The following is a 13,604-nucleotide window of genomic DNA, read 5'->3' as shown; positions in this document are numbered from 1 at the left end:
GCTTGGCTTGGCTTGGCTTGGCCGGATCGCTAAGTCAACAACGCGTCACATCCAACTTTTGGCTTGGCTTGGCTTGGCTTGGCTTGGCCGGATCGCTAAGTCAACAACGCGTCACATCCAACTTTTGGCTTGGCTTGGCTTGGCTTGGCTTGGCCGGATCGCTAAGTCAACAACGCGTCACATCCAACTTTTGGCTTGGCTTGGCTTGGCTTGGCTTGGCTTGGCAGGATCTATAGCGATGTCGCCTTTCTTTCTTTCTTTCTTTGTTTGTGCATTCGTGCACTCGCGGCGTAAACGGCGAAGCCGATACTCCTGACTTCGAACAGGTCGGTCCCGGCACACGCACGTGAAATGGTTCCGTTGCAAAGTTTTGTCTGGTCAGAGAATTTTCCAGAGTGGTGGCGACCTCATGCGGCAGCGAGGATTTCGAACTGCTCGGCGAGAGACGGGTTCGGATTGAAGGCGTACCGCGCCTGTCGTTTGCGCATCATGTGGACCATCTCGATGCCGGACAAGGTGACCGCGGCGGCGTGCGTCGATTTGAAACCGAGCATCGGCCGCACCCGGCGCTTGATGCGCCGCCGGATTTTCACCGGGCTCCCGAGCACGAACTCCAGTCGCCAGGAGGGGGAAATGGGTGGACTTTCCACCAGCCGTTCGGGCGCGCTGGCGCGATGCTTGGCTGGCTGGCTGGCTGGCTGGGCACGCCGATCTTCGGCAGTTGCGTTTCGCTTCCGTAGATAATCTAGCCCGGAAAATTCATGGTGGGTTGGCGGATGTAGTGCAAGCCATTGAAATGACGTAGGATTTGGTTGCTAAAGCCGATCCGCATCATTTCCCGGAGACCACACCCGCCATGAACGATCTTACGCTGCCGCTGGGCAGTTTGTCATCTGTCGGCGGCAAGTCCGTCGTCGCCCGTTTCGACGGCGGCATGCTGTCGTCCAACAGCGGCGTTCTGGCTCTGGCGGAGGTGGAAAAGCGGCTGCGGGTGGCCGAGCGTCTGGCGCGCTGCATCGACGATCCGCGCTGTCCGGACCAGACCGCCCACAGCTTGGCCGACATAATCGGCTTTCGCATGAAGATGATCGCCGCCGGCTATGAGGATGGCAACGACGCCAACCGGCTGCGCTCCGATCCGGTCTTCAAGATGGCCCAGGACGCGCTGCCGTCGGGTCGGGATCTGGCCTCCCAATCGACGATGTGCAGGCTGGAGAGGCATCGTAAACTTAAAGAGCGCGAGGCGGTCGTAGCCCGCTTGCCCCACGGCGGTTCAAGCCCGCGCGATTTTTGCCCACAGGTTCATTGCCTCTGAACGCAGTTCGCGATGATGGCTGGAGGAGATTTCGTGGCGGGGGATGTGGAACAGGTTGGCAATCGGATCATGAATTGAGACGAAGCGCTGCAAATGGCGTTGTGACTTGAAGCGTTTCATGATCCGTTCCCGTCGCCGGACTGGCTGATGGGAATTCTCCGCCCGATTGTTCAAGCCTTTATGCGAACGGTGTTCGACCCCCGGCATGATCTCTCGCTTTGCAGCGTCGTAAGACCGAAGCTTGTCGGTGATCATCACGCGCGGCGCGCGGCCTTGGCCCTTCAACAGCTTGCGCATCAGACGCTTGGCCGCCTTGGCATTGCGACGACTTTGCACCAGGACCTCCAGGACGAAACCGTCCTGATCGACGGCGCGCCAGAGCCAGTGCTTCTTGCCGCGGATCGAAACGACGGCCTCGTCGAGATGCCACTTGTCACCAGCCGACCCGCTGAGCGGCGGCGGATCTCGCTGGCAAAGGTCCGCCCGAATTTCTCTGCCCAAAGCCGGACTGTCTGATGCGAGACAATAATCCCTCGTGCCGCCAGCAAGTCCTCGACCATTCGCAAACTGAGAGGAAAACGGAAATAGAGCCAGACAGCATGGGCGATGATCTCGGCGGGAAAGCGGTGGCGGCGGTAGAGTGGGTCACGCTCTGTCGCACATCGGTATCCAAGCTTCGTTAAGTTGACGATGCCGTCTGACGAACACCTTCGTCAGATTTATAGTGATCTGTTGGCTCTCACGTAGGATCCATGTCCGATGGAGCACGGAAGCGCTAGGACGTTGTACCGGCGATGCCGATCATGGCCGTCACTAGGTCACGAAACTCGTCGAATTCTGCCCCTGAGGCAGCTACGAGACTCGAGATTCGGTAAAAGCGATTGCTGGTCGGGGATTCGCGCGCGGCCATGGTCATGTCGATGCGATCGACATTCACAATAGTCCAACATTCGACGTAGCCGGCTCCTCGAGCTTTCTGGTGGCTCTTTTCAGCCTCGCCAATTCGGTTGTGGATGTTGGAAAAGTCTGTGCCGCCCTTTACCTCGATCGCGACAATATTGCGAAAGCTGTCGGCCCTCATTTCCTCGCGGATCACGATGTCCGGGTCTGCGGCGAATTCGATGCGTACCTGACGACCAGCCGCGTTCCGGACGCGGATGAACCTTGGGCCCGACGCCTCGATGTGGTCTTGCACAAGTTCCTTGATGACGTTGAAAACCTGGATGATGCCGGCGGTACCCCGACGGACATTGGCTCCCCCGCGCAGTTGCGGCCCCAATGTAAGCAGGGTCAGGTCGTCTAAAAGGGCGATGGTGACAGCCTTACCGGCGATGCCCGTGAGCAGCTGCGCACCGGCCTCACACATCTCTTTGCACAGCGTTTCGATGTCGGGCGACAAAGCCGAGCGTAGGATCCCCTTCGTCTCCATCGAAATAAAGCGGCCCGCTCCAGTTGCCGTTGTGTAGAATTCCTTTTGGCTATAGCCGTAGAGGAGGCGGTAGTAACCGATCAAGCGAGGGTTCGCGGTTAAGACCAACGGGACGGGAAACAACATTTCGCCGCGAATGCCGTGACTGGCGAGTTGCGTCAAACTATGGCCCGGGACGTTGGCCGCCAGCTCCCGGTCCAACGATGGAATGTCGAGCTTCCGAACGGTCTCTTTGAGCGCTTCTTGAAGCATTAACTGGCGAATTTCAGCCAATGCAACGCTGAATTCTATCTGCAATTCCGGAGACGGTATCATGCGGCCACTCGGATAATCGATCCATCGGAGTGACACAGCCGCTCGGCGGCCAGGGCAACGTAAGCGGGGTGAAGTTCAATGCCAACGTATGAGCGACCATGCTCCTGCGCTACCAGACCGACGGTCCCCGAGCCAAAGAAGGGATCTAGTACGAAGTCGCCGGGGCGGCTTGATGAACGGATGCAGGGCTCGATCAATTTGGGAGGGAAAGTCGCGAAATGAGCTCCCGCAAAAGGCAGTGTATTGACGTTCCAAACCGAGCGAAGATTCCGCCCATTGCCTTCTCGAACCGAGTCTCGATTATAGAAATATTGCTCCTCCTTAGAAAACATAAAGAGGTATTCGTGCGTCCTCGTCGGGCGATCTCGAACGCTTTCAGGCATCCCGTTCGGCTTGTTCCAGATGACATCGGCTCTGAGATACCATCCATCATCCTGTAAGGCGAACGCCAGCCGCCAGGGAATGCCCATCAGATCCTTTGGTTTGAGACCTTCAGGTGTCTCCGGACGCATTGACATGGCCCGAGCCGGATTCTTCTTATCGGGCGCCCGCCATGTGCGGTTACCGCTCGTAAAGCCATCGCCGATGTTGATCCAAAGGACCCCGTCATCCTTCAGCACCCGCCTCGCCTCTCGGAACACTGTTAAAAGCCGATTTATGAACTGCGGGAGCGTCGGCTCAAGGCCGATTTGCTCTGTGTTTTTGTAGTCGCGCAGGCCCCAATAGGGAGGGGAGGTTATAAGGCATTGCACGCTACGATCGGGAAGGCGCTGCAGGACTGTGAGGGCATCCCCCTCAAAGATGACACTCCCGTTCAGCGCTAACGGCGGTGGGCGTCGAATGCGGGAGGTTTTCATAGCTTGATGGTTCTGATTCGCAGCCTCAGGAAGCTCTTCATGCCACCCTCCCACACAGCTGACCAGATGCTCGCGACGTAGTCCCCCTGCCATTCCCAAAAACTTTCCTAAGCAGGAAGGCGTTGGTGCATGGGTCCGGACTTGAGGGGATGTCGATCTTTGAAGCGGCAGACTATGCCGTGGCCGCCTTGCGGCGGGCGGATTTCGGGCGTGCGCAGGCAAGCATGCGGTTGAGGACGGCGCAGCCGATGGCGACTTCGGTCTTCTGAACGGGAAGCGACCGTGCCCGCAAACGCCGCCCGATGGTGGACTTGTATCGCCCTATGGCGGTCTCGACCAGCGAGCGTTTGCCATAACCGTTGAGACCTGCCATTTCATCCCGCCGTCTCTGCCGATTGCGGCGATATGCTGGCCCCTCTGGCCGGGAGGTCTATCGTCGAATGGTTCGACCGCGTTGACGCGAGGCGGAATGACGATTGCGGCGGCAGCGCTGTGATCGATGACTGCGTCGTAAGTCGGTTTTCCGTCATAGGCGCCGTCAGCAGTAAACTGTCCGATCGGACCGCCAATCTGGTCGAGTAGTGGCTCAACTTGAGAGACATCGCCAGTGTCCTGATCAGTCAGGGTATGGGCAATGATCTCGCCGCTGTCGGCATCCAGTGCCAGATGCCGCTGAGAGCACCTGGATCGGATCGGCTTCTGCGGATCAGGACGTAGCGGGCATAGCTGGGCCTATTAATGCGGCGCGCCCTGAAGCTTATCGCCCCCCGTATGAGCGTTCTCTGCTTCTCGAGGAAGACGCCAGTTCCACTCGTGCGTTACTGGGGGCCGTGAGGCGGTCCAGTAAAGCCTGCCGGTCGGCGACGAGGGTGTCGAGGTGCAGCGGCTGGCTCCCGGGCCGTTCTCCTTTAGCCAATCGCGCGGCCAGCGCCCTGGTGGCGTCCACGACAAATACCCCGCAATCGTAGGTGTTGTCCTGCTGGGCCATCCGCACTCGATCCAAGCGGGCGCCCAGACGTGCTGCCAGCCCTTGTGCGATGGCGCTGTTCAGGGTGCCGAAGGAGTCGTAATGATAGGCGACCGGCTGGCGCCCGCGTAGATCGACAAACAGCAGCGACCAGTGGGTGCCCCCAGGGCCAGTCCCGGCATTGTTGACCGGAAGGAACACAAAGCTGGCCGTGCCGCCCCCGAAGTTGGCCCTGCCGCCATCGATGATGTCGTGGAAAGCGGCGGCCGCCTCGGCCGGGTTCCCAGCCATGCGCAAGAAATGGGCCACCGCCGGCGCCACCAACCGGGTCCGGGCGGCGATGTCGGGACTGGCCCTGTGCAGCGCCTCGCCAAGCAGTGCGAAATCGGCCGCGATATGCTCGTCTTCCAGATCGGAGTCGGTTAAATCGGGAAAGTCCTTAGGGCTTGCTTGCGATGACCTCTGCGCCTCCGCCGAGGGTACTGTATTCATGCCGCCAAGCGCTGCATCGTTGGCCATTCCCGCGCCTGAAGAGGAGCCCTTTTTCTCAAACGCCTCATTCAATCTGGTCCCGTGCAAATTGGGTGCAGCATTGGAGCGAGATTTGGACAGCGCATCGATTTCTGCCAGCCCGTCCTCAGTAAATTCGGGGTAGTCGTCGTCGAACTTTGGTTCTGACGGACTGAGCGCCGACGCCGAATGCTCACCCTGCATGCCGCCCAGCGCTGCATCGTTGGCCATTCCCGCGCCTGTATGCCGCTTGGAAAATGAAAATGGGCACACCTCGACCAAAAACTTTGGTCGCTGCAATTTAGTCGCACCAGACACCTGTTGCGGCGATTGATTTACCAGGCTAGCTGTCCTCTTCCGCTTCACAATGGATGACCGTAAAAGTGGCTCCTGATGGGGAGTGCCCCAGGCTGTATCCTCTTGAGGAGCAGCCGAATGCTCACCCTGCATGCCGCCCAGCGCTGCATCGTTGGCCATTCCCGCGCCTGAAGAGGAGCCCTTTTTCTCAAACGCCTCATTCAATCTGGTCCCGTGCAAATTGGGTGCAGCATTGGAGCGAGATTTGGACAGCGCATCGATTTCTGCCAGCCCGTCCTCAGTAAATTCGGGGTAGTCGTCGTCGAACTTTGGTTCTGACGGACTGAGCGCCGACGCCGAATGCTCACCCTGCATGCCGCCCAGCGCTGCATCGTTGGCCATTCCCGCGCCTGTATGCCGCTTGGAAAATGAAAATGGGGACACCTCGACCAAAAACTTTGGTCGCTGCAATTTAGTCGCACCAGACACCTGTTGCGGCGATTGATTTACCAGGCTAGCTGTCCTCTTCCGCTTCACAATGGATGACCGTAAAAGTGGCTCCTGATGGGGAGTGCCCCAGGTTGTATCCTCTTGAGGAGCAAAGGTCGAATCCGATGGTCCGGTTCTAGCAATTGCAGACTTTCCGAGAAACCTCTCTTGTAATATATTATGGCATGATGTGATTCTCTTAATGGTATGACTGACGTAGCAGTACGGATCACCGATATTTGCCACTATAAAGTCTTCATCTCGCTTAACATTTCGAACGAACATCTCGGCCATATGTCGCTGATCGTCAGCCGGAATTTTGTATGGATCAAAATCCAATTGATTGTTAAGCGCCAGGCCGATTTCCGCCGTGTAAGATTTTAGGTTAGCGCAAGGTAGATGTCGAGCGAACCTATCGCTCTGTTCGAGCTTGTTCCAGATATTCTGAATCTCGTCCCGGTGAGTTTTTCCCAATGGCCTATTACGGGCAATCATAAGTGCCTGCATCACGCCCTGCTCACCTATCGTCTTCATCGGTCCAGTGGGATCGTTGGCTTGTTTATTTTCAAAGATTATTTCGCCCGTTCGACGAATGATTGCTATTCGAGCAAAAGAGTCGGAACAAACGGCTGAAGCCGCTATGAATGGCCAAACGGAATAACTAAGATCGTGCGCCTTAGCATCTGGAGAGGTGATAGTGGCGATGGAACCTTGCGACAGCCCGCGGTCATAACGATCATGCATGGCGGTAAAACTAGTGATTCTATCTGTGGCCACGATATTTAGCTCTGTCTTGTAGCCAATGTGACGAGCCCTCGCGAGAAGGATGTAATTAGGGGTATCGCGCGTCTCCACGATGATATTCGATCGATGCCGTATCGCATACTCAATCAATTGATCGCGCCAGGTCAAAACGACGAAGCGATTTATTTCCTCAACTACATGAGATCCCCGGAGTCGAGCGCGGTTGTTGTCGGGAAGAAAAGACTTGAGTTCGTTCTCGCTTACCACTTGAGTGTAGTCGGGATCATATTTATTCAGTAACTGCCTAATTGCAGAGGTTTTGCCCGATGCCGGTTGTCCGCCCACAACAAGAAAGATGGGATTCTCCAGCCCTCCCTTTTCGACTGCCATGCTACCTAAGATGTCACGTTCAAATATTGCTTTCGCTTCCGTTGAAGTCAATTTCCTCTTTCTCGCCAGGAACTTATGAAGAACTTCGGCCGATTCCTGTGTTTCCATTTTCGGTTTCCTCGTACCAATCTGCGATCGTTTAAAGTTTAAGCCGTAGAGTCATCCCTGGCGAGTGTATCGTAAGCGCGAATTTCCGTAAGCGACGAGCTGAGGCCGTTCAGGCGGCGTAATTCCACGGCATGAGTGCGTCGATTTCGCTGCTCGGGCAGCCATGGCAATGCGCTCGAGCGTTTGCGTGAGCCAGGCGAGCGGATCGACGTTGTTCATTTTTGCCGTTTATCTCGGCCAGGCGCACCGAGGACAAACCCTTATCCGACTGCAGCATCAGCCACATGCCATTCAGCCAGACACTCATAAGGAAGCTTTGTGGAATGCAGAGGCGTGTGGGTCGTCACCGTGAACTGGAACCGGCAATCGCCGCTGGAGCATTGATAGCGACCCGGACGCGCACGTCGCTTGCTTGTATCGCGCCCGGCGATCGCGATCGAGCGTTTGTAACCACAGGCAGGACAAATTCTCCCAGCCGGCCACACCATGCTTTCCAGCAATCTCCGACACTGCTCCTCATCGCGAAAGGCCACGATCATATCTTCCGCCGTCCGAATGTTGGTAAGTGCTGCGAGCATCGTTTCCGACATTCTCATCTCCCTCGGATCAGGCCCGAAGAATCGCACGGTAACCCTTGGATATCAAGGCTATTGCTGTCTTTGGTTGATAAAGGCCGCGTACGATTTTGAACTGCTCTTGTTCCGACCCCCAGACAGGACCGACGGCTTTTCCAAGCTGAGACAGAACCGAGAATGGCTCGTGTCGCCACATCGGTGACGATCGTCAGATACGGACGGCCGACGAACACACCGGCCCCGTCGACAACCTCCACGAAATTGATGTCGGTCGGGATATGGTCGATTTGGCAGACGTCGAGCGGGTGCGGCGCATGGATGTAGCCCGGTCACAGCTTGAGCCGCAGCAGGTGCTTCGGATTAGTTGGTTAGATCAGAGGCTGTTTGAGCAGGACTTTCAGTCACCAGCCTAACAGCTACCTCAGCTAGAGCATCTCCTGACGGGTCTACGTTATGCTGAGTCGGGTTGTTTAAGCCGCCCTCGGCATTCGCCTCTAAGCCTGATCGATTGGTCATTTCTAGGGCCCTTTCATAAAAACTGAGCGCAGCGGTTTGCCGAGTAGGCCACACCTTGGAGTTTCTCGCCGCTACTATAGTGTATAAGTCGGGCATATCCAACGTGAGTTGTCTTACAGTTGAAGCTTACGGCTCCCCTTTGTCGCCCTTGCGCGATCGGACAGTCGAAACCCATCGAAAGGAGGGTTTCGTGGCATCGAAAGGAGGGTTTCGTGGCAGGATATATCGCGATGTAATCGAGGATACATCTCGATGTAAATGTCGCCACCGTTTTGGGCGCGGCATCTTCCGGACTGGCGCGAGACTCGCGCGAAGCGCGAGCCGGAAGTGGCCGTGTCCGTGACAGGAGATGATTGTAAAGTTTATTGGCAACAGAGAAACGGTTAGTGGTGAGGGCGAAGGTCACATTGTTGCGTAAGATCACAAGAAGGTCGACTTGCATCAGCAGATGACAACATCTGGTAGGGAATCTGAGCGTATTGGTTTTGGCCAATGATACTGGCAGAAGAATTACGAAACTCGAGCCACTTGTCGCTACCGCTTTCGCGGTCTATCGCGCAGGGCAGTCTATCCATCGATACACAAAAAGAACGCTGCAAACGGAGAAAAAAGTATACGAACAAACGTTCATGGCTGTCAATTGAAGTTATTGAAAGGTAAGACATGACGCCAATAGAGCAACAACATAACTAACAAAAACGGAAACAGCAACATAGCGCCAAGGGCGCAAAAGGCATAAACAAGTAAAACAAGAACAACAACAATGGCAGGCGCTTGCAAAACAAAGGAAAAATCATTACAGAAACCCGCCGCATACGACGGGTACAAATACAACATTAAAAGCTTGCGTGGCAAACAAACACATTTAGGAACAGAAAACGCATAAAACTACAAATAAACGCCTGGCCAATGTAAGGCGACTTTGATCATCGCGTTATCGCGCGCCCCCATACCACCGGGTCGCTCGTGTCGCTGTTAACAGCGACGAACCAGGTGAGCCCGTCATCAAGGAAAAGACGCGGCGGAGCATCCGGAGGCTGGCGTGTTTGTGCCCATTTCTCCGGGGTCGACGCATACTTCAGAAAACGGATTAGATCAGTCTCCTTCATATATACATAGCTGAGCTGAACATCAGCACTGCAAATTGCCCTTTGGTACGCAATCCTGGCATTTTCAATCGCGTTTTTCAGGCTGGTAGGTTTAGTAAGGCGGAGTGGGTCACTGCTGATGTTCCACGTCATTGGGAGAGACAGGAGAGATCTGCTTAATTCTGCTTTGTGTTAGAAGAAAACCAATTGTGGTGAGAGCAAGCAGTGATGAGAGTGTATAAATACAGGAGGGATCATGTCTTTTCAGCTCTTGCAAAAGGTTACGCGGGCTTCTTAGGCAAGCGAACAGAATATGACCCTTCGATAGGCGAAGCGCTAAACGGCATTTTTCCTCCAGCGCAGCCCCCTTCTGATTGGCTCAGCTGGAAAATTTCGGCTACGCGAAAAGACGCCCCTTAAAGAGAGTGGCTGGTCGTGGGTGGGGCGCAACCTCTGCCTTTTTAAAGTTTGAAAGGTCACCGTTCTGCCTTTGCCAAGAGTTGCATGGTTCTTGAGCGAAGGAGACATTTGCATGTCGTATTCTGTCGTTCTCCAGCAGTGGCTTGGCTTGGCTTGGCTTGGCTTGGCTTGGCTGGAAAATTTCGGCTACGCGAAAAGACGCCCCTTAAAGAGAGTGGCTGGTCGTGGGTGGGGCGCAACCTCTGCCTTTTTAAAGTTTGAAAGGTCACCGTTCTGCCTTTGCCAAGAGTTGCATGGTTCTTGAGCGAAGGAGACATTTGCATGTCGTATTCTGTCGTTCTCCAGCAGTGGCTTGGCTTGGCTTGGCTTGGCTTGGCTTGGCAGGATGTATGGTTGTGTCGCCTTTCTTTGTTTGTGTATTCGTGCACTCATACTGTGGCCGTCCTCCGAATGAGTGTAATATAGGATCGTCGTCTAATAGCGAGATTTGCAAGCGCCTTTTTAGGTGCGGGATGCGGGAAGTTGTTTGCCGGGAGCATGTGACGTCTGGTCGTCTACGCGGTCGACATGGGTCGCCGCATCATGGTGCTTCGCGGGACGGTCCTTCCAATGTATGTCTCGCACGCTCCGAGCAAACTCGTGGTGCAACGGTCTTAACGGAATGGACCAGCCTCGGTCCCGGCAGGGACTCCTCTTCACGCCATGGGCGCTGCAGAGCTCGAGCCCAATGCGGATGACAGACAGTTCCAGTTCGTCGAAATAGCGCACCAGTGCCTCGGGCTCGCTGGCGATCTTGACCTCGCGCGCGATCGTTCCGGTCGCGTCAACAATGCACACGCTGCTCTCTTCCAGAGAGACATCGATTCCCACATAGTGTTCCATGGCTGTTCCTCTCATGATGCTTGGAGCCGATCGCTCGGACTCCGTTTCAACACCATCATTCTGAGGGACAGCCACCCAACCTGGCTATGCTCGCGAAGGCCGGCCCATTACGGCATCTAGTTCTGCGAGGGAAGGTTGATTTCCAGCACACCGCGCTTACCGTTGCGGCGGCCGACCTGAATGACCAAATCGATCGTCTTTTTCGCATAATTGATTATCTCGCCATGTGACATCTGCACACCAGAGCGCATCACCATGAGCGCCAGTCTGTCGAAAGCAAGTTCGGGGCTATCGGCGTGTATAGTTGTTATCGCGCCGGGGTGGCCGGTATTTACCGCCTCAAGAAAGTCATAAGCCTCAATGCCGCGGATTTCACCGAGAATGATCCGGTCGGGACGCATTCGCAAACAGCTCTCCAGAAGTTCGATGGGCTGCGAGCGGATTCCCCCTTACGGTCGGCGATTAGTCCAACTTGGTTCTTGTGGGGTGGATGAAGCTCCTGCGCATCCTCTATGGTGATGATCCGCTCGGCAGGGTTTGCCATCGCCAGTAAAGCGCGCGCCACCGTAGTCTTGCCAGACGACGTTCCGCCCGAAATCAGAACATTGAATTTTTCGTCAACGGCCTGTCGGAATAGACTCTTCAGGTCGCCAGCCTTGGCGGCATCGGCGATTGCCCGATGGCGTTCGTGCCGAACAGCATCCACCATGATCTGTCGTCCGTCGACGTAGTCAATATCTGCGCTTTCCGAAGTCCGCAGCAGATATTTTCGAATCGACAGCGATACGCCTTGTTCGATTGCAGGTTCGACGACCACCTGCACGCGCTGCGGGTTCCCCCAAACCATAACGCGGCCTGAGACAACCGGATTAAGTGCCCCAAGCGTGTGGCGGGTCTCTCCGGCCAACTGTGCCCCAAGCCGCTTAATGGCCTGCGGCGGCAAGGTCACGCCGATCTCACGCATGTATACCGTATCGGCCTCCTCAATAAAGATGGAGCCATTAGGATTGATTGCCACCTCATTGATATTGTCATCTACCAAATAGTCTCTGAGTTGGCTCAAATACTGTTCAACGTATGAAATGCTATTTTTACACTGTTGATCAGTCATCGAATAATGAGATCCCGATTGACAAAGACGTGAATTTCCTCGCCCTGCGGGACACGAAGGACAGGAGGGAGGGACAGGTACTTGTTCAAGATACCCTCACTTTGGTCGCTGAGTGTTCTGGCAACGTTAGACGTGACTTGGCCATCTCGATTGGTGTCACCCATTCCCCCACCTTCTATAGTGATCGTCGCGCCACCATCTCTGGAGGATTTGCTGCTGCCTGTCATTGTGGGAATAATAGAAGGCAATGCGCTGATGGTGCTGATGAGGACAGCCGCACCTATCTTCTTGGCGTAGTGGTTATCCACGTTTCCTTCGGTGCCGGCGCGACCAAGCAGGTCCGTACCTGTGGAGCCGAGCGCAATCGACTTGCCATCGGGAGTGAGAGCCCGATCCCATCCGATTAACACGCGCTCTGGTGGTCACATTGATAGAGGGGTAAGGAAATTGAGGTAGCAGCGCGCCCATGACCGTGAGTGCACCGACCTACAAGAACCACCGCTATCCGATCGAAATCGTGGCCCGTGCTGTCTGGCTCTACTTCCGCTTCAATCTGAGCCTGCGCGATGTCGAGGAAATGCTGCTCGATCGCGGGATCGTCGTTTCCTACGAGACCATCCGCCGATGGTGCCGAAAGCACGGCCCTGATTATGCGCGCCGCATACGCCGCAAGTCGCCGACGAAAGATGATGTCTGGCACCTGGATGAAGTCGCGGTGCGCATCAACGGTCAGAAGTGCTAGTTGTGGAGAGCGGTTGATCAGGACGGATATGTGCTCGACGAGATCGTCCAGACGCGTCGCAACACCAAGGCCGCCAAGCGCCTGCTGACGCGACTTCTGAAGAAGCAGGGTCTGCCGCCAAAGCGTATGATCACCGACAAATTGCGCTCCTACGGGGCGGCCAAACGCCAGCTCATGCCGAACGTGGAACACCGCTCGCATAAAGGCTTGAACAACCGGGAGGAGAATTCTCACCTGCCGTTCCGAAAACGGGAACGAACGCGACAGGGTTTCCGGTCGGTCGGCTCATTGCAGCATTTCGTGTCGATCTTCTCCGCCGTCCGAAATCTCTTCGTCCCATCCCAGACCAACCGCTCCGCCGCACAAATTCGAGCCCATCGACGCCAGGCAATGGCCGCGTGGGAAGCCGTAAGCGCACGGCCTGCCTGAAAAGCGAGGTGTCGGCCTCACGCGCCCACATTGCAAACAACGTGACAACGCCCGCCGGCTTGCTCGCTCCCTCCGTCAGTGGCGCAACCATGCCCGACGAAAGCGCCTTGCGGCGCCACGCATAGAGCTGCGAGGGGTCCAGCCCTCGGAACGCGCAACCACCGAGACATTGCCTCCTGGCGAGAACGCTTCGGCGACAAGCCGTGCCTTCTCTTCGTCCGACCGATGGCGCGGCTTGCGTCGGGACGGCACAGGCTCCGCCGTCAAAATCTCGAATGTTCGATGATGGCTCATACTGTCGCTCATAGGATTTTCAGCATGATTCATGCTGAAAATGAGCGATCAACCGCCTGCACGCTACGTGGGGATGCCTACGCGCTTACGATCCAGCATCAGCGTGGCAGGATATATCGTAATGTA

The 13,604-nt window shown here is 55.9% G+C and carries 6 protein-coding genes and 9 pseudogenes; 2 read left to right on the top strand and 13 right to left on the bottom strand.

The features are described 5' to 3' along the window. Window positions 1-407 precede the first annotated feature (407 nt). A pseudogene (locus tag RPG13_RS32970) lies at window positions 408-581 on the bottom strand (IS6 family transposase); the annotation flags it as partial. A gap of 275 nt (window positions 582-856) precedes the next feature. On the opposite strand from RPG13_RS32970, the pseudogene RPG13_RS32965 reads away from it, so the two are divergent. Further along, a pseudogene (locus tag RPG13_RS32965) lies at window positions 857-1,216 on the top strand (transposase); the annotation flags it as partial. Between the two features lie 57 nt (window positions 1,217-1,273). On the opposite strand, the pseudogene RPG13_RS32960 reads toward RPG13_RS32965, so the two are convergent. The 12 genes and pseudogenes from RPG13_RS32960 to RPG13_RS32905 form a co-directional block, all read right to left on the bottom strand. Next, window positions 1,274-2,007, bottom strand: a pseudogene (locus RPG13_RS32960) (IS6 family transposase). Between the two features lie 83 nt (window positions 2,008-2,090). Next, complete coding sequence (locus RPG13_RS32955) at window positions 2,091-3,080, bottom strand: XcyI family restriction endonuclease (RefSeq protein ID WP_432758352.1); 990 nt, start codon at window positions 3,078-3,080, stop codon at window positions 2,091-2,093. After that, window positions 3,056-3,916, bottom strand: coding sequence for a DNA-methyltransferase (locus RPG13_RS32950; RefSeq protein ID WP_095486087.1), 861 nt, complete (start codon window positions 3,914-3,916; stop codon window positions 3,056-3,058). Before RPG13_RS32950 ends, RPG13_RS32955 begins: the two co-directional genes overlap by 25 nt. A gap of 172 nt (window positions 3,917-4,088) precedes the next feature. Further along, window positions 4,089-4,606 (bottom strand): annotated as a pseudogene (locus tag RPG13_RS32945) (transposase); the annotation flags it as partial. Window positions 4,607-4,673: 67 nt separating this feature from the next. Continuing rightward, the gene (locus RPG13_RS32940; protein ID WP_292353309.1) at window positions 4,674-7,421 is read right to left on the bottom strand and encodes a zeta toxin family protein; all 2,748 of its coding nucleotides are present in this window, start codon (window positions 7,419-7,421) and stop codon (window positions 4,674-4,676) included. Between the two features lie 109 nt (window positions 7,422-7,530). Next, window positions 7,531-7,649 (bottom strand): annotated as a pseudogene (locus RPG13_RS32935) (transposase domain-containing protein); the annotation flags it as partial. Further along, window positions 7,606-8,011: pseudogene (locus tag RPG13_RS32930) on the bottom strand (transposase); the annotation flags it as partial. The pseudogenes RPG13_RS32935 and RPG13_RS32930, both read right to left, overlap by 44 nt. 120 nt (window positions 8,012-8,131) lie before the next feature. Beyond that, window positions 8,132-8,358: pseudogene (locus RPG13_RS32925) on the bottom strand (Mu transposase C-terminal domain-containing protein); the annotation flags it as partial. Window positions 8,359-10,737: 2,379 nt separating this feature from the next. After that, window positions 10,738-10,902: pseudogene (locus RPG13_RS32920) on the bottom strand (IS110 family transposase); the annotation flags it as partial. Window positions 10,903-11,018: 116 nt separating this feature from the next. Continuing rightward, window positions 11,019-11,303, bottom strand: coding sequence for an ATPase, T2SS/T4P/T4SS family (locus RPG13_RS32915; protein ID WP_287181849.1), 285 nt, complete (start codon window positions 11,301-11,303; stop codon window positions 11,019-11,021). Beyond that, a complete protein-coding gene (locus RPG13_RS32910; RefSeq protein ID WP_292506341.1) occupies window positions 11,234-12,013 on the bottom strand; it encodes an ATPase, T2SS/T4P/T4SS family in 780 nt (259 codons plus the stop codon). The genes RPG13_RS32915 and RPG13_RS32910 overlap by 70 nt, the downstream gene beginning before the upstream one ends. Further along, complete coding sequence (locus tag RPG13_RS32905; protein ID WP_287300799.1) at window positions 12,010-12,423, bottom strand: TrbI/VirB10 family protein; 414 nt, start codon at window positions 12,421-12,423, stop codon at window positions 12,010-12,012. Before RPG13_RS32905 ends, RPG13_RS32910 begins: the two co-directional genes overlap by 4 nt. 56 nt (window positions 12,424-12,479) lie before the next feature. Between RPG13_RS32905 and RPG13_RS32900 the strand changes: the two are divergent. Further along, window positions 12,480-13,184 (top strand): annotated as a pseudogene (locus tag RPG13_RS32900) (IS6 family transposase). The last annotated feature ends 420 nt before the right edge of the window (window positions 13,185-13,604 follow it).

It is taken from the genome of Mesorhizobium sp. ISC15 (assembly GCF_037162615.1).
Taxonomy (GTDB): Bacteria; Pseudomonadota; Alphaproteobacteria; order Rhizobiales; family Rhizobiaceae; genus Mesorhizobium; species Mesorhizobium mediterraneum.
This window is presented reverse-complemented; position numbering and strand designations above follow the sequence as displayed.

What these genes read in the sequence shown, in the direction of transcription:
- RPG13_RS32950 (WP_095486087.1), bottom strand. Translation starts at nt 3,916, where the DNA reads ATGAAAACCTCCCGCATTCGACGCCCACCGCCGTTAGCGCTGAACGGG.
- RPG13_RS32940 (WP_292353309.1), bottom strand. Translation starts at nt 7,421, where the DNA reads ATGGAAACACAGGAATCGGCCGAAGTTCTTCATAAGTTCCTGGCGAGA.
- RPG13_RS32915 (WP_287181849.1), bottom strand. Translation starts at nt 11,303, where the DNA reads ATGCGTCCCGACCGGATCATTCTCGGTGAAATCCGCGGCATTGAGGCT.
- RPG13_RS32910 (WP_292506341.1), bottom strand. Translation starts at nt 12,013, where the DNA reads ATGACTGATCAACAGTGTAAAAATAGCATTTCATACGTTGAACAGTAT.